The following is a 25,582-nucleotide window of genomic DNA, read 5'->3' as shown; positions in this document are numbered from 1 at the left end:
GTTAAAGACCTGCTTTATTGCTTGTTAGGTGCGCGTTGTGTCATAGACCATATTTACTATTGGTATTTTTATCTGGGAATTACCATGACTGAAAAAACCGCTGCTAGTTTTAGTAAAACCTATTTTTTCGTAGAAAGGTGCAGCTGTCAAAGTAGATTCGATAGTAACCACCGGGCTATCTTTGGTAGCTAGTCTTATACCTAACTCACACAACTTTCTTCCTATTCCAAGTCCTGAATAGGCAGAACCTATAAAGAGCGCGACCAACTCGCCTGGAACGGAGACAAGGTAACCACCAATATCACCATTGATTTCAACGACCCAGAGGGAACCACTATCTATTGATTTTAATCTTGACTCTGGTGCAATAGAGTTTTCCCATAAAGAAATTATTTCTTGGGAATATTCACCTTTACATAGTTCCCTAATAGAATCTTTATATATATCCGAAATTTCGTAAATATCTTCAGGTTTACCTTGCCTAACTATCAAAGAAGTCTCCACATCCTAAAGTGTCCCTAACGCGCAAATAATGAGCTGATAAATGCTTGGCTAACTTTATGTAGCGAAGCGGAACCGAGCCAACAGTTAAGTATACAATTCACTTAACTGTTTAATTACTTTAACATTATATGTGGATGACTCAATATTTTTTGAAGTGAACCAAAATGGTTGAATGCCAGTAGCTATTGCAGGTTTAATATCTTTATCAAAGTTATCACCCACCATAGCCACATTTGCTGAAGGGATTTTTAATTTGTCCAAAATAGAATTGAGAAATTCAGGGCTTCCTTTCGATAGTCCCAAGTTATCTTTACAAAAATAACCTGATATAAATTGGCTTAAACCCACTCGTTCAAAAGCCCGTTGAATTTCTATCTCAGTTGAATCGGCAGCACCTGTAGCAATATATATTTGGGAATGTTTAGATAGCACCTCTAAAGTTTCTTTAGCGCCAGTGACAGCCTCAACATTTTCCCAGTTACACATTTTTCCTGTAACACCTGGGAAGTCGACCATTAAAGTATTGCCCCAATCAAAAAGATATACGTTTATCATCAAACCTCCGTGTACATATAACGCCCCATTAAGGACAAATTGTAGTTAGCTAAAAAATTGAGGAACGAACACAGCCAACTGGTTTTTCCCTATTTAACAGTTGTTAGCTTTGATTGCTTCTGAGCATAGTGAAACCTAACCAAGAGAACCATACAATTTGGCTTACACCAAAAATTTCTGTAAGTACGTCAGCAGGATAAACGGTAAGGATGCCAACAGTACCAACGAAAAGCCCAAAGTAGTTAAGCCTTTTAGAAAACTCTCCACCTTTTAAAGCGGCAAAACTTAACAATAGAACCCATAATCCTCCAACAACTTCATTTCCACCTCCTAAACCTTCAACTACTGAGTAAATAGCCCGCCAGACTGTCATAGCCTGTTCTGGGTCTTTAGTTGATAGCTCCAAAGCAGCAGATAAGCCTATATTTGCAATCATCCCACTAGCAATGACTAAGCCCACCCAAACAACACCAAATATAGAGGCGATTTGTGAAAGAGTTGGCGAATTGCTTTTCAAACGCTCATGAATCGCCAGCACTAATACAGCCAAAATAATCCCAAAGAGTACGTACATAATGAAATTTACAATGGACAGGATGATCTGATTCTCAGCTAGAAAAGCAAACTTTTGTACAGAATCAGCATCCGTAGGGAAGCTCCAAAACGCACCAAAGAATACAAACGCAGATACGTAAATAATGGCTTCAAAAATAGCGGAAACACCCCCTATTTTTTGTAATTTATTCATTAATCAATCCTCGAGTAAAAACAATAATTTAACATGAAGTGATAGCTATTAATGACTTTAAGATGTAACAAAAGTTAACGCCCAAATAAGGGGCTGAAAATTGTTGGCTATAATGTTCAGTCAACGGTAATTTTCCTGCTTTAATGACTTGTTAAAGGTCTTTTGCATCTAAAGCGAGTTTTGCTGTATGTTTAAGTAAACTTATATCACCGACTTTACCATGACCCGGTACAACGATCTCAATATTTGGGTATTGGTTAATAACTTTTTGAATTGAGGATGGCCATTTTTTAATTGACGCATCTGCAGTATTGCCTAGATTTTTACTATGAATACTCTTGACGAAACAGCCACCAAATAAGATTTTATTCTTTGGAAGCCAAACAACAATATTATCTTCTGTATGGCCGTTGCCAGGATAAAATATTTCTATAGTACTTTTAACTAACTCAAATGTACTATTTGGAATTTCATGGCTGGATTGTTCTTTATCTTTCAGGTTGAGCAGAGTGTTAGTTTTACGCGTAGCGTATGTTCTTATATTAGCCTTATTCAGAAATGGAATACCACCACTAGCATCTTCATGAAAATGAGTGACTACAGTACTTTTAATGACAAGACCTTTTGATTTGATCCAATCGATTAATTCTTCAGTTGCTTCTTGGCCCCAAGGAGTATCAATTATATGAGCATAATTTCCATCAATAACTACTAAACCTGATGCACCGACCTTACCCCAAGGCTCAACCACTTTATAAGAAATATGTTGATAAACATTATCAGCTAATTTAGTGATTTTTAGTTTCTCACTATTTGCATAAGCAAACCCTGACACTAAAAACAAAAAGGTGATGATGAATCTCATACTTCGAAGGCCTCTAACGCCTCAAGCGAGGCAAAAAATTGTTGGCTAAAATAGCGACAAAAGAGCAAACAGCCAACTGTTATTTGTCTCGCTTGAGTACCTTGTTATAAATGCTACCTTCTTAACTGGGATGTTATAGAATCTTTTACTTCTTTCTCATAATTACCCACTAAATCAAGGCAGACATCTTCCGTACAGTAAGAAACAAATTTAAATTTTTCTCCGTTCTTACTTTCGATAAATAACTCATAAAGTGTATATGATTTAAACTTGGTTTTATTAACATCTACCTTAGCTGAACCATCATCAAAATCAGCTACTATATCCATATCATTTAAACGAAAGTCCATATAGTAACTGCCATTCGTCGAATTTTTGCAAGAGTAGCCAACCGAAAACTTCTTAGGCTCTGTTTTTAATCGCTGTAATTTCACCTGAGCTTCACAGTCTATCGATAACGTTAATTTATCCGGAAGTATGTTAACAACTACGCCTTTTTCAGCCATTGCAGTAGATTGAAAGAAAATAAAAAGTAAAATTATGCTAAGAGTTCTCATCAAACTATCCTTGTATTTTGTCTTGTTAAACAGCTTGTTATCGCGAATTACTATATGTCTTTTTTTTCTTTTTTAAAGCTATTAGGTGAAAGCCCTTCTTTAAGTATTTTATCTAATTCAGCTCTTACCTTTGAATCGTCGCCATTCTCATATTGATCTAATTTTCTTTCTTTGGCTTTATCTAGATTTTTCAATGAAGGTTGAAAGATAGACATTATGTCTGCAATCACAATTTATCTCCCTGAATTAATTGCTGCTGTAATAACTATTGATATAGGGACAAAAATATAAATATCAAATTTCTCGAAAATTAACCTTTCGCTATAACGCCCAATTAATGGGCAAAAAATTGTTTGCTAAAATGTGAGGAACGAACAACAGCAAACTGTTTTTTGTCCCTGTTTAATTGCTTGTTATATGCAAATTACACACTGCTATCAATTTTGTTGATCTGCACCGCATCATTTTTCAACAACAACACGACGAGATAAACTAAATTTAATGGAGGCGTAATACATAAGAAAACCCCAATGAGGACTGCTATTTTGGGGTTGTTCGTCTTACGTTTGCCCAAGTAATAACTTAAGCCTCCTGCGAAAAACATAGAATAGAAAACTATCTGGCCTACAAGTGTTACATTGATATTCATGTGCAATTCTCCTTTTGCATATAACAGCTTCTTATGTAGACGTCTTAGTAATTGCGCCTACCTTTTTTATCTTTAACTTACAGTAAACTATATTAAATTCAAACTGTTCAGTTTAGTCCATGAAAAGTCTAAACTGAATGAGGAATTACTGAGAATTATTATTATCATAAAAAACGCCATTCAGATCTCTCAGAATGGCGTTTGTTATATACAAGCTAGGGAGGAAGGCTTTAAGGTCGAACACCTAGCGTATGGCAAATTGCATAGGTTAGCTCTGAGCGATTCAAGGTATAGAAATGGAAGTCGTTCACGCCTTCACTTCTTAAAATTTTAACTTGCTCCATCGCTATGTTTGCACCAACCATATTGCGGGTAGTTGGGTCATCGTCAAGGCCTTCATACATTTTACCCATCCAATCAGGTACATGCACGTTGGTCATGTCGGCAAAGCGTTTGAGCGTAGCAAAGTTTGATACCGGTAAAATGCCAGGTACAATTTCAACATCAATGCCAACGGCAACACAACGATCACGAAAACGTAAATATGAATCCATATCAAAGAAAAACTGGGTAATAGCACGGTTAGCACCGGCATCTACTTTTCGTTTTAGGTTTACTAAGTCAAACTGAGCATTTGGTGCTTCCGGGTGTGTCTCTGGGTAAGCAGCAACTGAAATATCAAAGTCGGCAACACCTTTTAGTAACTCAACCAAGTCGTTCGCGTACATATCTGGCTTTTTACTGTCGTTTGGTAAGTCACCGCGTAATGCCACAATATGGCGTACACCACTTTCCCAGTAATCTTTGGCAATATCGATTAACTCTTCGCGGCCAGCATCAATACAGGTTAAGTGTGGCGCGGCAATTAATCCGGTATCTTTTTGAATGCGCTTTATCACACCGTGAGTTCGGTCTCGCGTACCACTACCTGCGCCATAAGTTACTGAAACAAAGCTTGGGTTTAACGGTGCTAATCTCTCAATAGAACCCCAAAGAGTAGTTTCCATTGCAGGAGAATTTGGTGGAAAAAATTCAAACGAGACATTTAAGTCGTTATCAATATCTCTTACAGTTCTGTTTAGTAAATCGAGTTGTCTAGCTTTGGCATTCATTAGTTAATCCCCTTAATTTCTACTTCTTTTGTTTTTACAGCAAGTTCACGACATAGGTTAACTAAATCTGAGTGTAATCCGCCGGCAGTTACGTCACGACCAGCGCCAGGACCTTGAATAATCAATGGATTATCTTGATACCAGTTGGTGGTTAATAAAAATATGTTGTCACATGGTGTTAAGTTAGCGAACGCATGATCATTCGCTAAAATTTCTAATCCTACTTTGGCTTTATAGCCAGAGTCTGTTTTGCTAAAGCGGGCCACATAGCGTAAACAGCCATTTTGCTGTTTAGCTTCATGCAATTTATCGGCAAAATATTCATCCAATAAATTGGCTTGTGCTAAAAACTCATCTGTCGATAAACCAATTAAAGAATTTGGCACTAAGTTTTGGCATTCAATATCGGTAAGCTCTAACTCAAACCCAGCAAGGCGCGCTAAAATGAGTAACTTACGCTGTACATCTAAACCTGATAAGTCATCACGTGGGTCTGGCTCGGTAAAGCCTTGCTCCAGCGCATTTTGCAGTAACTGCGAAAACGCTAAGCTGCCATCAAAGTTAGAAAATAACCAAGATAAGGTACCTGAAAATATACCGGCCACTTCATTGATTTCATCGCCGCTATTCAGTAAATCATTAATAGCATAATTTACCGGTAAGCCTGCGCCAACGGTGGTGTTTACTAACCATTGGCTGCCAGTAAGTTGCTGCGTATTTAATAATTGGTTATAAGCCTTGGTACTACTAGAGCCCGCACATTTATTGGCACTGATCACATGGATACCTTGCTCAAAAAATGCTTGGTATAAATTACTGAACTGTTCACTTGGGGTAATATCTACCAGCACCAGTTCATCATATGGGTGCTGTGACAGCCATTCTAATAACAGTTGATTGTCATAGGCTAAGCTGTCTTGCTGAAATAATTCAAGCGCCTGATTTACTTCGATACCATCGGTATTAATCAATGCTTTTTTTGATGTGGCAAGGCCAACCAAATGCACGTTTTCAAGTGCAGGCAAGCGGTTTAGTTGCTGTGGCAACATTTCAAGAAAACGCTTACCAATATTACCAAGGCCAGCAATGACCAAACCAATGTTGCGACTGTCTTTAGTCACTTGCGAGTGCACTTTATTGATTAATTCAACCGAGCTTTCATGCTCAAAAAACGCCAATAGACTATGTCCATTGCTAGAGCCAACAAATTGGGCAATATCGGTATGCTTAAGTGCACGTTTAAAGCGAGCTTTAATTTCACCTCGGTTGGCAACTTGATAACCAACAACCGCAATTAATGACACTTTCAGGGTCGAAAACGTAATGTTTTGCGCTTGCAAGTAATGTAATGCTAAATCAGCAAACTGCTGTGAAATAACAATGCAGGTGTTATTTTGGCATTGGTAAATTGGCTGAAAACGAGTATTTATTTGCTCTAATGTTTTAACATCAAACTCGGTAGAGTCTATTTTGATCAGCTCATTATTATGGGTAACCGAGATCTCACTCTTGGCTATTTCACCAAATGCGCCAATTTCTGTACCACTATCTTGCGGTGCAAAACTACTGGCCACATTCAAATGAATATTATGTGTTGTTAGTGGGTTTAAGGTATTGGCATGCAACACCGGATTACCCAGGCGGCCCAACTCTTTTGCAACCGAGTTTTCTAAACGGAATAATTTGCGCGCTGTATTCACAATACGAGGGTCGGCACTATAAACGCCGTTTACATCCGTCCATAAAGTAACATTTTGAGCATTTAATAAATGTGCAGCAATGGTGGCAGAATAATCACTGCCATTACGTCCCAAGGTTTGCGTGTTTCCTTGCTCATCACTGGCGATAAAACCGGTAAAAATATTTAACTGGTTGGCTAGTTTTTCAGCAGTAATGTTTGTTTTACTCAGCTGTTCATTCAGCTGAAAGTTATTGCCTGAATCAAGAATTAGTACCTTTCTGGCATCAATGGCGTTGGCTTTACAAACATTTTGGCTTAATACCGCAGCTAACAATTTGGCCGACCATAGCTCACCAAAAGCCAGTACATCATTACGGCTTTGCTTAAAACTATTGGCCGATTCAGTGTTAATAAATTCAATATCTGCAGTTAACTGCTGCAATAATTGTGCAGCTTGGTTGTTATCAAGCAATTCGTTAATTAATGCCGCTTGATCATCTTTTAACTGCTTAAGTTGAGTTGCAAACAACTGGTCATTATCAGCACTTTCAAGCAACTCAAACAGCTGGTCTGTTGTTTTGCCATTAGCTGACACAACAATAAAATCATTCAATTTAGCATTGTCTTTAATGATCTCAACAACGCGCAAAATGCATGCTGCATTTGCTAAGCTGCTGCCACCAAATTTATGAACATTTGTTGTTACTTCAACCTGTTTTAAAGGGTTTAATGAAGCGTTAAATTCAATATTTTGTACTTGCTGTTGCATTAGTTACCCACCGCTTGTGATGCAGTTAATGCATGGTTTAAGTCTTCAATAATATCGCTAATATCTTCCAAGCCAACAGACACTCTAATAAGCGTTTGGCTAATACCTGCCGCTTTTTGTGCATCTAAATCCATACCGGCATGAGTCATAGTCGATGGATGAGAAATAAGGCTTTCAACGCCGCCTAATGATTGCGCTAAGGTAAACAGCTTAACATTGGCAAACAATGCTTTAACTTCGTCAACACCGCCATTAAGTTCGAATGAAAACATGCTGCCAAAACCGGCTTGCTGTTTTTTGGCAATGTCATGCCCAGGGTGGTCTACCAAACCTGGGTAATGAATAGTGTTAATAGCCGGGTGGCTTTGTAAAAACTGTACTAATTGCTTGGTATTTTCGTCATGCTGCTTTAAACGAATCGGCAAAGTTTTAATGCCGCGCAGGGTTAAATAGCTATCAAATGGTGAGCCGGTAATACCAATACAATTTGCCCACCACGTTAATGTTTCTCCAAGCTCAGCGTCTTTGGTAACCACCGCACCGCCTACTACATCTGAGTGACCATTGATAAATTTGGTGGTTGAATGAATAACAATGTCTGCACCTAGGTCTAACGGGCGTTGTAATAAAGGTGATAAAAAGGTGTTGTCTACCGCAACCAAGGCGCCGACAGCTTTCGCTTGCTGACAAATTTTTGCGATATCAACAAGACGTAACAATGGATTACTCGGTGTTTCTAACAACACCAACTTAGGCTTTTGCGCAAGTGCTTCATTAAGTTGCTGCTCATTTGTTTGGTCCACTACCTGTAACTTAAATACTCCGCGCGCGGCTAAATGAGTAAATAAACGATAACTGCCACCATAACAATCATGTGGAATAAGCAAGGTATCTTCACTGGTAAGTAATTGGCATACCAAATGAATTGCAGACATACCGGTACTGGTAATCACACCAGTTGTGCCACCTTCCAAATCGGCAATCACCTCAGCGAGTGTTGTACGGGTTGGGTTACCGCTACGAGAATAATCATACTGACGCTTTTCATTAAAGCCTTTTAAACTATAGGTGCTCGATAAATGCATAGCAGGTACAACAGCACCATGATGTTCATCACTATTTATGCCAGCTTGTACAGCTATTGTATTCAATTTATCGTGTTTCATAATCAGCTCTTCGTCAGTTATTTTGGTGTAAATTTAAAACTAGATGTTTAGACGTCTATAAATCTAAACGTATTCACCTCCAAGGTCAAGAAGTTTTAGCCATCTAAACATCTTTGCTTTTAGATGTTGACTAGAAATCTATAGCTAGTACAATTTATATATAACAAGAAAGATTTAGAAAATTTATATTAATGGGGAATATCGATGGCTGAATGGAATGGGGAATACATCAATCCTTATGCACAACACGGTAAAAAAAGTGAGCAAGTTAAAAAAATCACTGTATCTATACCGTTGCGTGTATTAAAAGTTCTAACTGACGAAAGAACACGCAGACAAGTGCAAAATTTGCGTCACGCCACAAATAGTGAATTACTTTGTGAAGCATTTTTACATGCGTTTACGGGGCAACCATTACCAGACGATAGTGATTTAGCTAAAGGTAATGAGCAAATCTTACCGGAAAGTGTTCGTAAAATTCTAGAAGAGCAAGGCGTTACAGACTTTTCTGAGTATGAAGAACAAGAATAAGTAATTGCTTAATCAATCCTCCTTTTACCCCATACATGGTTCAGGAGGATAAGCAAAAAAACAGCACCTAATTAGGTGCTGTTTTTGTTTGTGTCGTTTAATTAATAAAGGCTTACTGGGTCACTTTAATTCGTTCGACTAAACTTTCAGATTTTTCATTGTTTTTAGTCACAAAATCTAATTGTACAAGTTGGTTCTTCAAACCATGACTAGAGCTTTGGTATTGCCACTGCCTTAAGGCTATTTTCGCTGACTTGTCGAATATCTTTTTAGGCTCTGCGTTTATCACAATTACATTCTCTACTTTACCGGCAGCAGTTACATCAAACTGTAAAACCACAGAGCCATTTAAATTCTCTTTTACCGCTTTTTCTGGGTAAATTGGCTCAACTCGCATTACAGGTGCAACAACCTCATCGGCACTTTTAGCTGCGGGAGTATTTTCGGCAATGGCCATACTGCTTAATAAACTTGCTATAAGCGCTAACATAGTAACTTTAACGAAAGGCTTGTTCTGTTGTTTTTGTTTAATAAAATTTAATCTTTTTAACATAGTTTGCTTCTCTGTGTAGTGGGTGTATGCATAAAGCTGGTTATTAGTATTTTCGATACTAAGTAACATCGCTTTACTGTATTGAATTTTTTCATCGGTATTTTTGTCAGTTAAAACGCTCTCATCACAAGAGATTTCTTGCAGCCTTCTAAAGCTTTTATAACCAAGCCACATTAATGGGTTAAACCAAAATAGGCTTAATAAGATCAGCGCGATAAAATTACAGCGAGTATCCTGGCGTTTAAAATGCACAACTTCGTGCTCTATCACCATGGCCAACTGTTTTGCGCTGTACATCTGCAAATAATTTTTTGGCAATATGAGTTTTGGAAAAAGTAATCCTATTAATAACGGACTTGCCACATGCTTACTTACATAGGGGGTTAATGAATCAGGTAAGTTAAGCGCTTCAGTATTACTGTTCGGCTTTATCGCTACTTCTGCAGTTCGCAATTGCAGGTGTGAAAAAGTGCTTGAGGCAATAACAATAAAGCAACCTACGCACCAAGCGGTCAACCAAATAACGCTGTTATCTATTGCTACATTATTGTTATTAATTGCCACTAAATAACGGCTTATTTGCGGTGCAAGTTCAGGTTTTAATATCTCTGGCATATTAGCCAATACTAATGCCACGGGTATCGCCGCGTATAAGCCATAGCAAAATTTTGCGCCAAGTGCCGGCAACAGTTTTGTTTCACAAAAAATCAGTACTATTAATAATGAAGACAAGACAAGTTGCTGCTCAATAAGCCAATCAATCATTATCCTTCTCCCATTGAGCAATTACTTTTTTCAGGTCATCAATGTCGTCTTTTGATAACTTTTCAGTTTTTGCAAAACCAGCAACCAAAGGTGCAATTCTTCCTCCAAAAAAGCGCTCGACTAAACTCTTGCCTTCTTTGTAGGTGTAAGATTCTCGCTCTAACAGGGGTGAATATAAATAGTGCCTTTGTTGCTTTTCAAAACTTATTGCACCCTTTTTCACCATGCGGTTTAAAAGTGTTTTAACGGTTTTGTCGTGCCAGGTCTTTTCTTCATTTAATTTGTTAATAATGTCATTGGCACTCGCGGGATAATTCATCCAAAGAGCTTCCAATACTTCAAATTCTGCTTTACTTATTTCTATCATATGCCCATCGATTACACTTGTAATTTAAATAAGGATTACACATGTAATTGATAAGTGCAAATTTATTTTGCATAAAATTTCATCATAATCAATCAAAGCAAGAAAATTATTGGCGGTTTAACTCAACCTCTATATCATTAGCCAACTCCCTTACAACTTATTAGTTTGTGACTCCAGTGAACATTAACCAAACAGAACGCGACGCCGTTTACAAAACTATTTTCTCTCGCCGAGATGTGCGTGCTGAGTTTAAATCAGACCCTATTCCCGATGACGTATTAGGCCGAATATTAAAGGCGGCTCATCATGCACCCAGCGTTGGTTTTATGCAGCCTTGGGACTTTATTGTTGTTAAGAATCAGCAAACTAAAGAGAAAATAAAGCACGGATTTGAATTGGCACATGCTCAGTCTGCCGCTATGTTTACTGATGACAAATCTCAGTCTTATAAAAAGTTAAAGTTGGAAGGCATTCTTGAGTCTCCAATGGGTATTTGCGTTACCTGCGACAGAAGTAGAAACGGCCCGATCATTTTAGGTCGTACAATTAAACCTGAAATGGATCTTTATAGCACTGTTTGCGCTATTCAAAATTTATGGTTAGCCGCCAGGGCCGAAAATATTGGCATTGGTTGGGTTAGCATTGTTCATGACGATGTCATCAAAGAGGCATTGCAGATTCCTGATGATATTAATATTGTTGCTTACTTGTGTGTCGGTTATGTGTCGCACTTTAATGACCAACCTGATCTTGAAAAGCATGGCTGGTTAGCAAGGCGACCTTTGGAGTCGGCTATTCACTTTGATAGTTGGAACAATCACTCTGACAACAAATAATGTTATTTTCCTTAGTAAACTAACAATGCAAGCTATGGTGAATTTTGGGTTGTATATTGTTATCATCATTGAATAAATCCTCATAATAACAACTAAAAACGTACAATGGATTACACAACTACTGTTCTGGTCACTTTAGTGATCTACAAAATCGTTCTTATTGGTATTGGCTTTTGGTCAAATCACAAAACTAACTCTACTGAAGATTATTTTATCGGCGGCCGTGGCTTAGGCCCATGGGTTGCTGCCATCAGCTCTGCTGCCAGTGCATCTTCGGCCTGGACCTTACTTGGTGTAAGTGGAGCTGCTTATGCAATGGGATTATCTGCCGTTTGGCTGGTACCGGCTGTATTGTTTGGCTATGTATTTAACTGGTTATGGTTAGCGCCTAAATTACAAATCAAGGCGGCCAAAGAGCAAACCGTTACCCTTACTGAATTATTAGCAAGTGGCAGTGGTAAGTTTAAAAAACCAATCATTTGGTTTTGTTCATTTTGTATTGTTTTTGCGTTTACCTTTTATGTTGCCGCGCAATTTCAAGCCGCAGGAACAACCTTTGCTTCCACCTTTGAAGTATCCATGGAAAGCAGCATCATAATGGGCACTACAATCATTTTAATTTACACCCTTTTAGGTGGATTTTGGGCGGTTAGTGTAACCGACACACTGCAAGGCATATTAATGGCAATTGCCAGTTTAGTATTGCCTGTTGCCGGCTTATTTGCAGTGGGTGGCTTTACTGATTTATGGATGCAAATGCATCACATATTTACTGAAACTCAAATGCAACTCACGGGCAGTCATAGTGGGTTTATTGCCATTGCATTTATTGTGGGGTTAATGGGCATTGGTTTAGGTCAACCGGGACAACCGCATGTGGTAAACCGAATTATGGCTTTACGCGATGAGAAAGCCGTTCAACAAGCTAAAATTATCGCCATCGGCTGGGCAACCATTGTAATTGGCGGCATGTTAATTGTTGGCTGGTGTGCAAAAGTATTATTAGCGGCAGAAGTGAATAACGAACAAGCATTGTTAGAAGTAACAAACATGTTGTTTCCACCAGTGGTTGCCGGAGTGATTATTGCTGCAATTTTATCAGCCATTATGTCTACCGCCGACAGCCAGTTACTGGTGTCAGCGTCGGCTATGTCGTATGACGTAATTGACAATAAAAATAGCAGCAAAAGTTTGTTTTATTCACGCTTAACCGTAGTGGTTATGTGTATCATTTCGATGTTATTAGCATTATATGCGCCTGAAGATATTTTCTCTCGTGTACTGTTTGCCTGGAACGCATTGGGCGCAGCTTTTGGGCCATTATTAATTGTAAAGGTAATGAGTAAGTCTGTAGACGGCCGGTTTGCCTTTGCAGCAATTGTTACCGGCTTTGTGCTCTCAGTAATTTTAAGTTTATTCCCTTCTCCACCAGGAGATTATTTAGAGCGATTAATTCCATTTGCACTGGCATTTGCTATCTCTTGGATGGGTCGTACTAAATAAAATCATAGAGCATGTTTAATAACATGCTCTAACTTTATGGCGTTAAAATGACCTTACCATCACTCTTGTGTACAGCATAATGCTCAAGCGCTTTGGGGAAATCACCAAAATCAAACTGACCATATATATCGGTTTGAAAAATACCTTGCGCAAATAGCTTTTGCACTTTTTTACTTAACGCTAGCACTTTCCACGGTTTAGCATTGCCGATGTAAGTGGCTAACCAAAAACCTTCTATTTTATGGGTTTTAAAAATAACATCTGCCACTGAAAACTGACCACCTATTGGATCTTGAGTTTCGGTTAACCGACCATAAACAATGCCGGTTGAGCCATTTGGCATACAACTCATTGTTTTTGGTGTATCAACATCAGCGACTGCATCTAACAATACTGTTGCCTTTAAATCTTTACTCGCCTGTTTTAACTCGTTTCGAAACGTATCGGCAGTAGTTAAAATGACCTTGTCAGCACCAAGTTTTTGCAAAGCATCAACATTGCTTTGTGAACGAACGGTAGCAATAGTCTTTATGCCCTGCATTTTTGCGTAACGAATAGCGCCTTTACCTACTTGGCTTGCCGCAGCGTTTATAACAATCGCTTTCGCGCCAAGTTCAATAGCGCGTTCAACCAAGCAAACTGACGTACAAGGGTTGACGATAATAGTAGAGGCCTGATCATTACTTATTTCTTTGCGCACCGGTAGACAGTAATTCGCTTTGGTTATTGCATATTGAGCCCAAACGCCATCTTTGCCAGGTGTTGCTGACACTGCGACACGTTTACCATTTAACCATTTACCATACAAACCAGCATTGGCCGCTACTACTATTCCACAGCCTTCAAAACCGACATAAGCACCATCCACCGGAGGAAGACCATACTTGCCCATTAAGTAAACCAAGTCAGAGGGATTAATTGGCGCTGCCAACATTTTTACTAACACCTCTCCAGGTTTTAATTTGGGTATTGGCTTTTCAATCAAAGTGATTCGATCACTTAAAGGTGCTTCTAAATCGTCAATTAAATTCAAACTGAAGCCTTTATTACTACTTGGGTACGCCATTAATTATCCTTTGCGTTTATTATTTTAGTTAGTACAAACTGGCTAATTATAAGCCTCTTTGCCACTCTTTGCGTAATGGTATGGCGTTGTCCAGAGCCATATTTACTTGTCTTAACAGGTGCTGCTTATCTTTACCTAATATTCCTTTTAATACTAGGTAATTAGAAGCATGATCGGACCTAAAAATGGTTTTATTTAGCTCTAGGTTATCCAATAGCGTATGCATTTCCATAAACAGTTCTTGTTGCTGTAGTTGCCTAAATTTGCCGTCAAAGTTTTGCGCAAAGCGTTCTTCCCCTAAAGGAAATGACACTACTAATGTTGATAAATAATCAGGCTGTGCGGCATTCATTAATTTTGCTGAATTAACTGCATGTTGCGCAGAATATTCTGGCCCACCTAAGCCATTTAAAATCATTACTGAAGATTTCATTCCAGCATCTTTGATTTTATTTAACGCTGCCAACGAAGTTTCAAAAGTTTCACCTTTTTCAATTAGCTCCAACACTTTATCGTCACCACTTTCACAGCCGACATACATTAAACTCAAACCTAATTGTTTAAGTTCACTGAGTTGTTCAACAGTTTTATTGCCTAAATTACGGGGTAAACAATAACTGGAAATTCGACTCACATTTGGAAAGTAATTGTGGATCAGTTGCAAAATATCTTTTAGGCGATTAAATGGCAGCATCATCGCATCGCCATCGGCCAAAAAGACTCTACGTACAGGCAAACCTGATTGTTTAATAGTAATTAACTCTTGTTCTATAACGTCAAGTTTCTTCGGTTTGAATTTTTTATCTTCGTCAGTATACATGTCACAAAACGTGCATTTATTCCATGAACAGCCATTGGTAACTTGCAGAATTAAACTCTTCCACTCTGAAGGTGGGCGAAATACGGGTTGGATATAATCTAATGGATACATGAACTAAAATTCTACTAATTTAATTGCTGGGTTAAATAATCAATAAACGCTTTGATTTTGGGTGTTGCACCTTTACGGCTTGGATAAATCGCATAAAGGTTCACTTTTCTACCTTCCCAATCAGGCAAAACTCTGTGCAAATGGCCAGCATTTACTTCTGCCTTGCATAAATACTCTGGGAGCAATGCTATGCCCATATCAGATAATGCCATTTGTTGTAGGGTAGCAAAGTCATTACACAACATCGAGGGAGTAATATCTAGATGAATTTGACTGTCAGGGTTAGATAAATACCAGCGATGTTTTTCATTTCCGGCATTCATATAAAGACAACGATGTTCGCGCAAGTCATCAGGATGATTTATCGACATTAGCTTATGTTTTTTTACATAGTTTTGGCTGGAAAACAACGCTAATTTTACTGTAGTCAAGCGTTTAGTGATTAGGTTTGAATCAGGAGATTCGCCAACCCGAATGATCAGATCGAAGCCCTCTTCAATCACATCCACACGACGATTGGTTAAATTTATATCAAGATGAACATCAGGATATTGTTCACTGAACTTTGCTAAATGCGGGCTTATTAATGTTTGTCCAATAGTAAGTGACGTACAAAACTTTATCCAGCCTTTTGGGTTATGACTTAATGTTTCAACACACTCTTGAGCGCTAGCTACCTCGTCCGCAATACGTACACAATGATCATAAAAAACTCTGCCAACTTCAGTAAGGTTTAAAGAGCGGGTAGATCGTTCTAATAACTTTGCATTTAAAGCGGTTTCTAAACGCGAAATTTTTCTACTAATATTAGACTTTGGCAAGCTAATTTCATTAGCAGCAGCTGTAAAGCTTCCCTGTTCCACTACTTGGCGAAACACCATCATATCGTTTAAATCAGTCATTACGTTCTTATATGGACCCACATAGGCTGTCATTTAATTGTTACCTAATATAGAACAATTAGTTACTTTTTTACACGTTTATCTATTTTTTGAAACCCAATAAACTGTTTAACATCTTAATAAAGTATGAAAAATAAATTCAGAGCAGCGGAGAAAAATGATGGAAATATTAAAATTTAATGACTTAGAAAAAGGCGGTTTTGCCGGTTTAAAAGAGCGCCAATTTGTTACTGACCGTCGCGTCTTCAAACACGCAAGAAAACAAACTTTTGATGGTCTAGGTAATTTCGTTTATCTAGCCGATGCCAACTTTAAAGCTAAAGGTGAAACTGGGATGCATCCACACCGGGAAATAGATGTAATTTCAGTGATGGTTGATGGTCGTATAAGTCATGAAGGGTCATTAGAGCATGGTAAAGGCTTATCAGCAGGTTATACGCAAGTACAACGTGGTGGCGGCGAAGGATTTGCTCATAACGAAATCAACCCGGATAACCAAGAAAATCATATGATCCAATTGTGGGTATTACCAGATGAAGCTGGAGAGCCCGCAGGTTATAAGGTTTACCAACCGCAGGTAGGTAAATTGCAACACATATACGGTGGCAGTAAAAAACAAAACGCTACTTTTTATAGCCGTACATCAATAGCGGTTGCTAATTTAAAAGCAGGCCAAACAGTCCAGCATACAGGCGAAGCATTAGTATTCTTGAGCAAAGGAGAAGGTATTTTCAACAATCAAAAAATTAAGGCTCGTACTGCGATAAAAACAACCGACGGAGTCGATTTTATCGCCGACAAGGATGCCCAACTAATTGTTGTTTACCTAACCAAATAACGTTTATTAACTAAATTATTTAAGGAAATCTCATGACTTACCCAACAAACACACATTATTCAGAATTTTTAACTCGCGATAACGCTGTTTTAGCAATGATTGATCACCAAGCTGGACTCATGGTTGGCGTGGGCGACGAACATCCAACTATTTTAAAAAATAATATTCAAGGCTTATGTAACACAGCTAAAACTGCAGGTATCCCAAGCATTATTACATCAAGTTTAGACGATGGACCAAATGGCCCTGTAATTCCTGAAATCACTGATATCTTGGGTGATAACATCATCAAACGAGAGGGTGAAATTAATGCCTGGGACAGTGAAGAATTTAAAGCAGCAATAGTCGCAACAGGTCGCAAAAAAATAATTATGGCCGGTATTGTTACTGACGTATGTTTACTGTTTCCTGCACTTTCTGCAGTTGCAGAAGGCTTTGATGTTTACGCTGTTATTGATGCCTCTGGTACATGGAACAAAACCGTACAAGAAGTAACTACACAACGTTTAACTCAAGCGGGTGTCAAGGTAACCACTTGGGCATCTGTACTTGCTGAAATAATGAATGACTGGCGCAGTGAAAATGCAGAAGAACTTGGCTACGTATTAGCAAACCATAGCACTAAGTATGGTTATGTAATGAATAGTCATTTTGCTAATAAATAGGGATTACGCCGTGAGCAAGCACAACACATCAGATCCAAATAAACATATGATGGCATTATTAACCTTTTTGGCCTTATTACCACTTGTGTATTTTATCCCACCCTATGTCGCCAGATTTACGAGTAACCATTTATGGGTAACGGTTATTTCTGTCGCCATAATTGTGCCAATAATCACATACGTAATGTTGCCATCAATGGTAAAGGTTTTTATTAGAAAGCGCTGAGTGTAAGACAAAATACAAATATATTTCTATGATTCAAAGGTGCGATGAATGCCTGAAGTTACAAACTTAAAGCCATCCCTGGCAGTTTGCATTCCTTCTTCCCTGAAGTAAAAAACCCTAAATTGAATGTTCAATTTAGGGTTTTCTTTATTTAATTAGCGGCATTAAAAATGCTAATTAGAAAAATGCGGTTTCCGCTTCATTACTAATAGCAATACCACTTACATGGGCACGTTGTAATAATTCCCAGAAGTAACGATATGTTGCTCTATCGTGGAGTTCGCCTTTATGCTGAATTGGACCCCAACTGTTTGCTTGGGCAGCAAGTAAAATTGCTTCTGCATCTTCAACTTCTTCATAATTTGGCTTCATTGCATCTACTATGGCAGTAATTTGCGTTGGATAAATACTCCACATACGCATGAAACCAAATTCGTTACGTGCACGACCTGCATCGTCCGTTGTTTGTTGCGTATTTTTTAAATCAAGTGTTACGTTATGCGCAGGTACAACACCGTTAGCTAGAGCTGCAGCAACCATTTCAGTTTTCGCGCGTTTTAATAAGGCGTGGTCAAATTGACCAGGGCTGCGCATACATGAAGCTGGAATAGCACCATAATGGCCAGATACAAAATCCATCATGCCAAAATCTAATACTTGTACCCAAGGAGTTGCAGCTATTTGCCAAACATCGCGTAGCGCACCGTGTGTTTCAATTAACACATGTACTGGAATTTCACGGTCGATTGAATGGTATTTAGTAAGACCTTGAATATATGACACCATTTCTTGAATTTGTGCACCTTCAGTACATTTTGGCAAGGTGATATACGCAAGTTTTTGTCCACAACCAGGAATTAAAATATCTAGATCTTTTTTCCAATGTGGGTGCGATGGATCATGAATACGAACACCCATCATATTAAATTCGTTGTCATCACTACCAATGATACGGGCAACCATTTCAGCATGTGCCTGTTCAGAACCTGCCGCAGCACCATCTTCGCAATCACAGGTAATATCGAATACTTGACCAATGTCTTTTTGCATTTGCATTGCTTTGAGGATCAGCTTTTCTGAACCGGCAAAATGTTCACAGCTTGGGATCACTGGAAATGGTTTTTCCGCATCAAAAAGTGCGTCATTTGGATGTACTGTTGCAGACATTTAAAATTCCTCAAGTTTGTTTTCAATTATGTAAATTAATTACAGATGCCCTGTAGTAAGTCAACGCTTGGTCAACAAAATTAGACTAATTGATTAGTGGTGATTGAATTAATTATAAAAACTACCACTAATGGATTAGTTACTTTAACACTAAAATTGTTTATACCTTAATAATATAAAGTTAATGAACTCCATGTTGTTGCTTAGGTGACACCTTGGCTCTTAGTTACTTGTTATAACTTACACTACAACATAAGATAAAAAATTCAAACACTTTTTTAAAACTATTGTTTGAAATATTTACTCTAATCGTGTAACTATAGATAAAAGTTTTCATGAATATGACAATAATTTAGATAAATTGACTGTTAAACATCCGAGGAGAGAAGTGAATGAACTATCATAATGAGTTCTTAGAGCAGGTAGATGAAGAAGACGTACTCGGTGGCACGTGGCCGGGTATTCAGCTGTACTACCCGCCAGTCAAATACTCTCCTAAGGATGAAGAATACGAAAATATGGAGCAAGCAGCTGAGCGAATGCGCAAGCATGCCCATAACTGCCAAGCCCATACCTTGTTGTTCGATTTAGAAGATGGCTGTCGTCAAAAAGAAATGAGCCGAGAACTATTACTAAACGAATTACCAAAATTTCCAGAGCGCGACTTTCTAATAGCCCTGCGTATAAATCCATTTCGTACCGACGAGTATGAAAAAGATTTAGAAATGATCATGAAGGTAGCTGAGCACATCGATGTAATTGTGCTCGCTAAAGCCGGTGAAATGTACGGCGCTGCAGAAATTCGCGACCTCTCCGCCTGGTTGTTAGGGGTTAACCCTAAGATTGAAATTCAACCGATTATTGAGCACCCAAGAAGTTTAAAAATTGCCTCAGAACTGATGGCATTTCCTGCGGTTAAACATGTGGTATTTGGTATTCACGATTTCTCTAAAGCAATGGCGATTCATTTAACCCCAGAAGGTTGGATTGAAGAGTTACTCACCTACTTAAGAATGCTGTTACTTGAGGCAAGAATTGCCGGTAAAGGTGTTATTGGCGGTGTCGAAGTATTGATTAACGATACGCCAATGCCAGAAAAGTTTATCGAGCCTGACGATGTTCGTCGCTGGTTAGATTTACATGGCGATCACGAATCTCATGTTGTGCATGGACACGCTGTTGTTGAAACACAAATGGGTTTAACCGGCAAACAACTTATTCACCCGTACCATATTCATTTATGTAAAGTGGCATTCACGCCATCGCCAAAAGTAATAAAGCGCAACGTGCAAATTTTGAAAATGGCCATTGATGCTGACGCCCTGTTAGGCGGCGCAATTAAATATGAAGGTGAAATGCTTGATCCACCAATGTTTGGTAAAGCACTGCAAACACTGTTAAGAGCCTATGCATTGAAATCTTTAGACGAAAAAGATAAGCAATTTGCAATAGATGTATTGAAGAAACTGCCTATCACGGTTATTCGTGAAAACTGGCCATACGGCCGCATTTAACCGGCGTTTATGAGGAAAAAGTTATGATTAAGTTTGATGATTTATTAACACAGAACGCGAATGGTTGGCAGTGGCACATACCTGAGTATTTTAATATTGCCTATGCCTGTGTACGCCAGCATGTTGAGCAAAATAATGGCAATAAAACAGCATTGATAATTGAAGATGACACGTTAGGCACTCGTGAACTTAGCTATGCCGAGTTGGATAGTTTAAGTGGTCGCTTTGTGTATACCTTGAAAGAGTTAGGATTAAATAGCGATGACAGAGTTTTAATTCGTTTACCAAATTCTAGCGATTATCCGGTAAGTTTTTTTGGATGTTTGAAACAAGGCGCAATTGCCGTACCTACTTCAACATTACTGTCTGCCCCTGAAGTTGCCTATTTGGCAAAAGACTCTGGTGCGAAAGTATTAGTAACCGCCAAATCAATGTGGCCAGAATTAAAGTCGATTTTAACTGAAGACACTCAGTTAAGTGCAGTGTTATTAGCAGGTCCGGGGGAAATGCCAAGTGATTGCAATAACTTAAATGTACAAGTATTAGATTTAGAAGCGTTGCTAGAGTCGAACCCTGTTGATGACACGATAGTAGCAAGTACTCCGGATGATCCTGCGTATTTAGTTTATACCTCCGGTACAACGGGGTATCCAAAAGGCGTGTTACATGCGCATCGCTCTTTAATTGGTCGTTTACCTGCCAGCCGTTTTTGGTTCGACTTTAAAGAAGGCGATCGAATCATGCATTCTGGTAAATTCAACTGGACCTACGTTTTAGGTTCAGCATTGATGGACCCATTATTTCACGGCCATACCGTAATAGTACATGAGGGCGCAAATGACGCTTCAACATGGCCTAACCTTATTGCCAAACATGACTGTACAATATTTATCGGTGTACCAACTATCTACCGTCAAATCATTCAAAAAACCGAATTTAAAGGCAGTGATGTGCCTTCATTACGGCACTGTATGAGTGCCGGTGAGCACTTAAGTGATGAAATGCTGCTAGCCTGGCGTGAACGTTTTGGTATGGATGTATATGAAGCGATTGGCATGTCAGAATTTTCTTACTATATCTCGCAAAACAAACAACAACCTATTCGTCCAGGCGCAGCTGGGTTTACCCAACCAGGCCACGACGTAGTGCTACTTAATGAAGAAAACAAACCGGCACAACCTGGTGAAGAAGGCATGATTGCGATTCCTGAAAGTGATCCAGGGTTATTTTTAAATTATTGGCAACTGCCAGAAGAAACAGCGAAAGCAAGACACAGTGGTTATTTCTTTACTGGTGATTATGCAAGAGTGGATGAAGATGGCTATATTTGGTTTGTAGGCCGAAAAGACGACATCATAAATACCTTCGGCTATCGTGTATCACCACACGAAATTGAACGAGTAATTAAAACCCACCCGGAAGTAGCAGACTGTGTTGCCCTTGGTGAAGAACTAGGAAAAGATAAAGTATTGGTAAGTGCCTGTATTATATTGGCGCCTGGTGCAACCGCTAGCGAAGAAGATATTTTAAGCTTTGGTAATAGTCATTTAGCTAAATATAAAGCTCCTAAAATTGTGCATTTTTACGATGATTTTCCTCGCACTAAAAATGGCAAAGTATTACGTAAACAAATGTTGGCTGAACTTGCCGAGCAAAACAAACAACCGGCCACCCAAGGAGCCTAATTATGAACTGCAAAACTCAAGAAAACTTTCGACCAAGACGCAGTGCATTATATGTTCCGGCACATCAACAGCAGTACATTACTAAAGCGCGTAGCTTATCTGCTGATGTAATTATTTTTGATTTGCAAGAATCGGTTCCTCCTTCTCGTAAAGAAGAAGCACGAGCATTATTAGTTGAACAATTAAAAAATAGCGACTTTGGCTATTCGGAGAAAATTGTTCGTGTAAATAAGCTTGATTCGCCTTGGGGAAAGGCCGATTTAGCCGCAATAGCAGAGCTTGAAATTGATGGTGTGCTGTTTCCAGACATTGAAAGCGGTGAAGAGTTAAACCTAGCCATTGCCGCATTAGATAATGCTAACGGTGAAAATAAATTAGTGATGGCTAATATTGAATCGCCACTTGGCGTGCTACGCGCCGAAGAAATTTGTGCTGCCAGTCCCAGATTAACAACAATTGTAATGGGCACCACCGATTTAGCCAACTCATTACGAGTGAATGTAACACTGGATAGACAAGGTTTATTAACTTATTTATCGATGTGTATTTTGGCTGCCAGAGCACATAATAAAAGCATCATTGATGGCCCGCACTTTAATTTAAAAGATGTGGTTGCTTGTGAATACAGCTGTCGTCAAGCTCGCGATCTTGGCTTTGATGGTAAAGCTGTTATTCATCCAGTACAGTTAACTTATACCAATGATGCGTTAACGCCAAAAGGCGAAGATATTCGTAAAGCAAAAGGCATTATTTCAGCGATGGAACAAGCTAAAGCTGATGGCCAAAGTGTTGCGGTAATCGACGATAGATTAATTGAGCCATGTTTAGAGCAATGGGCAAATCGTGTAATTTGTTTATACACTAAAGTGAATGAAATTGGTCAAGGTGAGTTAACCCTGGGTTAATTGCAGCTGAATAATAAAAAGAGTGACGTTTAATGACAATACCAACAAATTATTTGCCCACGCCAGAAGGTCTTTATTTTGAAGATTTTTTTATCGGTCAACCTTTGGTTCATGGTGTACCTCGCACGATTACTGAAGCTGATTGCACACTGTATACCGCGTTAACAGGGTCTAGATTTGCCTTACATTGCGCCAAAACAGTGGCTAATGCCGTTGGCTTTACCCAAATGCCGGTAGACAACTTTCTACTGTTTCATATTGCCTTTGGTAAAACCGTCAACGACGTATCATTAAATGCTGTTGCTAATCTTGGTTATGCCGAAGTTATCTTTAAAAGCCCTGCTTTTGCTGGCGATACCATTAAGGTGGTTAGCGAAGTAATTGGCCTAAAAGAGAACTCAAATGGTAAAACCGGTGTGGTTTATGTGCATTCAACAGCGGTAAATCAAGATGACCATATCGTATTAAGTTTTAAACGTTGGGTTATGGTTCATAAAAAGGATCACAGCACTAGTTGCCCTGCACCGCAGCTGCCTACACTTGCCAGTGAAATAAGTTCAACAGAGCAAATCATACCTGCACAACTGAACCTTTCACAATGGCCAGATTTTGTCAGTGACTCGCAGCTTAAAGCATCAGATTTTAATGTCGGCGATACCTATTTTCATCGTGACGGTATTACCATTAACGACTCTGATCACTCATTAGCGACCAGACTTTATCAAAATAACGCGCGTGTGCATTTTGATCAGCACATGATGAACGACAGCAATCATGGTAAACGGTTAGTTTACGGTGGGCACATCATTTCTCTTTGTCGTGCGCTAAGTTATAACGGTTTAGGCAATGGCATATGGTTAAGTGCTATCCACAGTGGTAGCCATTGTAATCCTTCTTTTGCTGGTGACACCATTTATGCTCAAAGCACAATTTTAGAGATAACTGATGTTGCGGATAGAGAAGATGTTGCGTTAGTAAAAATCAACATGCTCGGCATTAAAAATAATAGTCCTGAACAAATGGAGTTTTTAACGAAAACTGTAGATGGCAGGAAAAAGTATCACAGCGATGTTGTTCTCGATTTAGAGCTAACCGTAATTATGGTGAAGTAACTATATTCTCTACCAAACAACCAGTTTCAAAATGATGGCAAGTAATTACCCCCCCAACCGATTGCTTGTCATCGCCCTCTCTTTTTGCCTGAATTTACAAAAATATTAAATAAAAGTTAGTTTATTTTAGCACAATAACCCTATTCTCTTGCTTTGCGTTAAAAATGGTTTAAGCTGCAATTTCATTTAATTTAAGTAGTAGAGATGATGAAAAAAGTTAACCTTTCCTTATTTACATTTTTAGTTGTTGGCATTTTAGCGTTAAGCGCACCAGCAAAAGCAACAGTAGTTTTAATTAAAACCAATATGGGTGATATTGAAGTCAACCTATTGGATGAACATACTCCCAAAACTGTGAGCAACTTCATTCAATATATTGAAGCTGGCACTTATCAAAATACAATTATTCATCGTTCGGTACCTAATTTTGTTATTCAAGGTGGTGGTTTTCAATACAATTTAGAGACTGATACAGTTGAAACTGCCAGCACTTTTGATCCGGTTGTTAATGAACCTGTATTTTCTAATGTTGCAGGCACGATCGCTATGGCGAAACAGGCTGGTGACGAAGATAGTGCGACTAATCAATGGTTTTTCAATGTGGTTGATAATTCTAGCCCTCTAGATAAAGACAACGGTGGTTATACGGTATTTGGTGTGGTTACGGGTAATGGTTTAGAAATCATCGATGCAATCAATAAATTAGACAGATATCAATTAGGCGGAGCATTTGATTCAGCACCATTAATTAGCCTACCTCCTGAAGATGAAATCATCACAAATGAACATTTAGTCGTAGTAGAGTCGATTACGATTACCGATCCAAATCAAGATACCCAACCAGAGTTACCACCTTTACTTGATAATACAGATCCTGCACCTATGCCTACACCACCGGAAGATAATGATTCTAGCGGCGGAGGCAGCAGCAGCTTTTTAATTATTGGCGCACTATTCATTGCTAGATTATTTCGCCGTAGTTAATTGATCTTTTTATGAAACTTAGAGTGTTTATTTTCAAAGCGCCTTTTCGGGTCATTCGCATCCAAAGAAGGCGCAGCGTTTATCGTTTTAAACAACAAATGCTCATGTTGAAAGTAGCGCTTGGTCAAGAAAAGACAGAAACTAAAGAAATGTTGGCGATATACAAAAAGTATACTCGCCGACAAGCATCAGCTGAAGAAATGCAAACGGCCAACAAACAATTTATCGACTTACTAAAGGGCTTAGGCCTTGGCGTTTTTGCGGTATTACCATTTGCTCCTATCACCATCCCTGTCATGATAAAACTAAGCCGCTTGGTTGGCGTTGAAATACTACCAAGTTCATTTAGCGAAGACAGTAAAATCAAGCGACAAAATACAAAGCCGAGTTAGAGCCGTTTTGGGCAATTTTAATTTATCGTTAGTC

The 25,582-nt window shown here is 38.8% G+C and carries 27 protein-coding genes; 11 read left to right on the top strand and 16 right to left on the bottom strand.

Features of this window, described 5'->3' with window-relative positions; all coding sequences use genetic code 11:
* Positions 1 to 24: 24 nt before the first annotated feature.
* The 10 genes from RI845_RS01260 to metB all read right to left on the bottom strand — a co-directional run bounded on the left by RI845_RS01260 (position 25) and on the right by metB (position 8,606).
* On the bottom strand, positions 25 to 504 hold the full coding sequence (locus RI845_RS01260; RefSeq protein WP_348387946.1) for a GNAT family N-acetyltransferase: 480 nt from the start codon (positions 502 to 504) through the stop codon (positions 25 to 27).
* Between the two features lie 84 nt (positions 505 to 588).
* Complete coding sequence (locus RI845_RS01255) at positions 589 to 1,059, bottom strand: HAD family hydrolase (protein WP_348387945.1); 471 nt, start codon at positions 1,057 to 1,059, stop codon at positions 589 to 591.
* A gap of 103 nt (positions 1,060 to 1,162) precedes the next feature.
* Entirely contained in the window at positions 1,163 to 1,807 is a 645-nt protein-coding gene (locus tag RI845_RS01250) for a hypothetical protein (protein ID WP_348387944.1), read from the bottom strand.
* 151 nt (positions 1,808 to 1,958) lie between these two features.
* Positions 1,959 to 2,672 carry a subclass B1 metallo-beta-lactamase gene (gene bla / locus RI845_RS01245; RefSeq protein ID WP_348387943.1) on the bottom strand — a complete coding sequence of 238 codons (714 nt, stop codon included), beginning with the start codon at positions 2,670 to 2,672 and terminating at the stop codon, positions 1,959 to 1,961.
* A gap of 113 nt (positions 2,673 to 2,785) precedes the next feature.
* Positions 2,786 to 3,229 (bottom strand): hypothetical protein, encoded by a 444-nt coding sequence (locus RI845_RS01240; protein WP_348387942.1) that lies wholly within the window; start codon positions 3,227 to 3,229, stop codon positions 2,786 to 2,788.
* Between the two features lie 50 nt (positions 3,230 to 3,279).
* Positions 3,280 to 3,459 (bottom strand): hypothetical protein, encoded by a 180-nt coding sequence (locus tag RI845_RS01235; RefSeq protein ID WP_348387941.1) that lies wholly within the window; start codon positions 3,457 to 3,459, stop codon positions 3,280 to 3,282.
* Between the two features lie 194 nt (positions 3,460 to 3,653).
* Positions 3,654 to 3,878, bottom strand: coding sequence for a hypothetical protein (locus RI845_RS01230; protein WP_348387940.1), 225 nt, complete (start codon positions 3,876 to 3,878; stop codon positions 3,654 to 3,656).
* Positions 3,879 to 4,108: 230 nt separating this feature from the next.
* Complete coding sequence (metF, locus tag RI845_RS01225) at positions 4,109 to 4,990, bottom strand: methylenetetrahydrofolate reductase (RefSeq protein WP_348387939.1); 882 nt, start codon at positions 4,988 to 4,990, stop codon at positions 4,109 to 4,111.
* Positions 4,990 to 7,440 (bottom strand): bifunctional aspartate kinase/homoserine dehydrogenase II, encoded by a 2,451-nt coding sequence (gene metL / locus RI845_RS01220; protein ID WP_348387938.1) that lies wholly within the window; start codon positions 7,438 to 7,440, stop codon positions 4,990 to 4,992. The genes metF and metL overlap by 1 nt, the downstream gene beginning before the upstream one ends.
* Entirely contained in the window at positions 7,440 to 8,606 is a 1,167-nt protein-coding gene (gene metB, locus RI845_RS01215; RefSeq protein ID WP_348387937.1) for a cystathionine gamma-synthase, read from the bottom strand. Before metB ends, metL begins: the two co-directional genes overlap by 1 nt.
* A 204-nt stretch (positions 8,607 to 8,810) precedes the next feature.
* Here metB and metJ point away from each other — a divergent pair, with 204 nt between their 5' ends.
* On the top strand, positions 8,811 to 9,137 hold the full coding sequence (gene metJ / locus RI845_RS01210) for a met regulon transcriptional regulator MetJ (RefSeq protein ID WP_348387936.1): 327 nt from the start codon (positions 8,811 to 8,813) through the stop codon (positions 9,135 to 9,137).
* A gap of 112 nt (positions 9,138 to 9,249) precedes the next feature.
* On the opposite strand, the gene RI845_RS01205 is transcribed toward metJ, so the two are convergent.
* On the bottom strand, positions 9,250 to 10,455 hold the full coding sequence (locus RI845_RS01205; protein WP_348387935.1) for a M56 family metallopeptidase: 1,206 nt from the start codon (positions 10,453 to 10,455) through the stop codon (positions 9,250 to 9,252).
* Positions 10,448 to 10,822: a BlaI/MecI/CopY family transcriptional regulator gene (locus RI845_RS01200; protein ID WP_348387934.1), complete on the bottom strand. Its 375-nt coding sequence runs from the start codon at positions 10,820 to 10,822 to the stop codon at positions 10,448 to 10,450. The genes RI845_RS01205 and RI845_RS01200 overlap by 8 nt, the downstream gene beginning before the upstream one ends.
* 176 nt (positions 10,823 to 10,998) lie before the next feature.
* Between RI845_RS01200 and bluB the strand changes: the two genes are divergently transcribed.
* Positions 10,999 to 11,658 (top strand): 5,6-dimethylbenzimidazole synthase, encoded by a 660-nt coding sequence (bluB, locus tag RI845_RS01195; RefSeq protein ID WP_348387933.1) that lies wholly within the window; start codon positions 10,999 to 11,001, stop codon positions 11,656 to 11,658.
* Between the two features lie 105 nt (positions 11,659 to 11,763).
* Positions 11,764 to 13,161: a sodium/proline symporter gene (locus tag RI845_RS01190; protein ID WP_348387932.1), complete on the top strand. Its 1,398-nt coding sequence runs from the start codon at positions 11,764 to 11,766 to the stop codon at positions 13,159 to 13,161.
* A gap of 34 nt (positions 13,162 to 13,195) precedes the next feature.
* Here RI845_RS01190 and RI845_RS01185 read toward each other — a convergent pair whose 3' ends face one another.
* The 3 genes from RI845_RS01185 to RI845_RS01175 are packed head-to-tail and all read right to left on the bottom strand — an operon-like array spanning position 13,196 to position 16,060.
* Positions 13,196 to 14,227, bottom strand: coding sequence for a zinc-binding dehydrogenase (locus tag RI845_RS01185; RefSeq protein ID WP_348387931.1), 1,032 nt, complete (start codon positions 14,225 to 14,227; stop codon positions 13,196 to 13,198).
* Positions 14,228 to 14,273: 46 nt separating this feature from the next.
* A complete protein-coding gene (locus RI845_RS01180) occupies positions 14,274 to 15,158 on the bottom strand; it encodes a radical SAM protein (protein WP_348387930.1) in 885 nt (294 codons plus the stop codon).
* Between the two features lie 14 nt (positions 15,159 to 15,172).
* Positions 15,173 to 16,060 carry a LysR substrate-binding domain-containing protein gene (locus tag RI845_RS01175; protein ID WP_348387929.1) on the bottom strand — a complete coding sequence of 296 codons (888 nt, stop codon included), beginning with the start codon at positions 16,058 to 16,060 and terminating at the stop codon, positions 15,173 to 15,175.
* Between the two features lie 157 nt (positions 16,061 to 16,217).
* On the opposite strand from RI845_RS01175, the gene RI845_RS01170 reads away from it, so the two are divergent.
* Together RI845_RS01170 and RI845_RS01165 are read left to right on the top strand one after the other, a co-directional pair.
* Complete coding sequence (locus tag RI845_RS01170; RefSeq protein ID WP_348387928.1) at positions 16,218 to 16,898, top strand: pirin family protein; 681 nt, start codon at positions 16,218 to 16,220, stop codon at positions 16,896 to 16,898.
* Positions 16,899 to 16,930: 32 nt separating this feature from the next.
* On the top strand, positions 16,931 to 17,563 hold the full coding sequence (locus RI845_RS01165) for an isochorismatase family protein (RefSeq protein ID WP_348387927.1): 633 nt from the start codon (positions 16,931 to 16,933) through the stop codon (positions 17,561 to 17,563).
* Between the two features lie 403 nt (positions 17,564 to 17,966).
* Here RI845_RS01165 and RI845_RS01160 read toward each other — a convergent pair whose 3' ends face one another.
* Complete coding sequence (locus RI845_RS01160) at positions 17,967 to 18,956, bottom strand: HpcH/HpaI aldolase/citrate lyase family protein (protein ID WP_348387926.1); 990 nt, start codon at positions 18,954 to 18,956, stop codon at positions 17,967 to 17,969.
* A 392-nt stretch (positions 18,957 to 19,348) separates the two neighbouring features.
* Between RI845_RS01160 and RI845_RS01155 the strand changes: the two genes are divergently transcribed.
* The 6 genes from RI845_RS01155 (at position 19,349) to RI845_RS01130 (ending at position 25,548) form a co-directional block, all read left to right on the top strand.
* The gene (locus RI845_RS01155; RefSeq protein WP_348387925.1) at positions 19,349 to 20,470 is read left to right on the top strand and encodes an HpcH/HpaI aldolase/citrate lyase family protein; all 1,122 of its coding nucleotides are present in this window, start codon (positions 19,349 to 19,351) and stop codon (positions 20,468 to 20,470) included.
* 23 nt (positions 20,471 to 20,493) lie between these two features.
* Positions 20,494 to 22,155 carry an acyl-CoA synthetase gene (locus tag RI845_RS01150; RefSeq protein ID WP_348387924.1) on the top strand — a complete coding sequence of 554 codons (1,662 nt, stop codon included), beginning with the start codon at positions 20,494 to 20,496 and terminating at the stop codon, positions 22,153 to 22,155.
* 2 nt (positions 22,156 to 22,157) lie between these two features.
* The gene (locus RI845_RS01145) at positions 22,158 to 23,060 is read left to right on the top strand and encodes an HpcH/HpaI aldolase/citrate lyase family protein (protein WP_348387923.1); all 903 of its coding nucleotides are present in this window, start codon (positions 22,158 to 22,160) and stop codon (positions 23,058 to 23,060) included.
* A 32-nt stretch (positions 23,061 to 23,092) separates the two neighbouring features.
* Positions 23,093 to 24,172 carry a MaoC family dehydratase gene (locus tag RI845_RS01140; protein WP_348387922.1) on the top strand — a complete coding sequence of 360 codons (1,080 nt, stop codon included), beginning with the start codon at positions 23,093 to 23,095 and terminating at the stop codon, positions 24,170 to 24,172.
* 204 nt (positions 24,173 to 24,376) lie between these two features.
* The gene (locus tag RI845_RS01135; protein WP_348387921.1) at positions 24,377 to 25,156 is read left to right on the top strand and encodes a peptidylprolyl isomerase; all 780 of its coding nucleotides are present in this window, start codon (positions 24,377 to 24,379) and stop codon (positions 25,154 to 25,156) included.
* Between the two features lie 104 nt (positions 25,157 to 25,260).
* A complete protein-coding gene (locus RI845_RS01130) occupies positions 25,261 to 25,548 on the top strand; it encodes a hypothetical protein (RefSeq protein ID WP_405054069.1) in 288 nt (95 codons plus the stop codon).
* The last annotated feature ends 34 nt before the right edge of the window (positions 25,549 to 25,582 follow it).

The sequence above is a fragment of the Thalassotalea nanhaiensis genome (assembly GCF_031583575.1).
Classification (GTDB): domain Bacteria; phylum Pseudomonadota; class Gammaproteobacteria; order Enterobacterales; family Alteromonadaceae; genus Thalassotalea_A; species Thalassotalea_A nanhaiensis.
The sequence above is the reverse complement of the archived record's forward strand: the minus strand, read 5'-3'. Positions and strand labels throughout refer to the sequence as shown.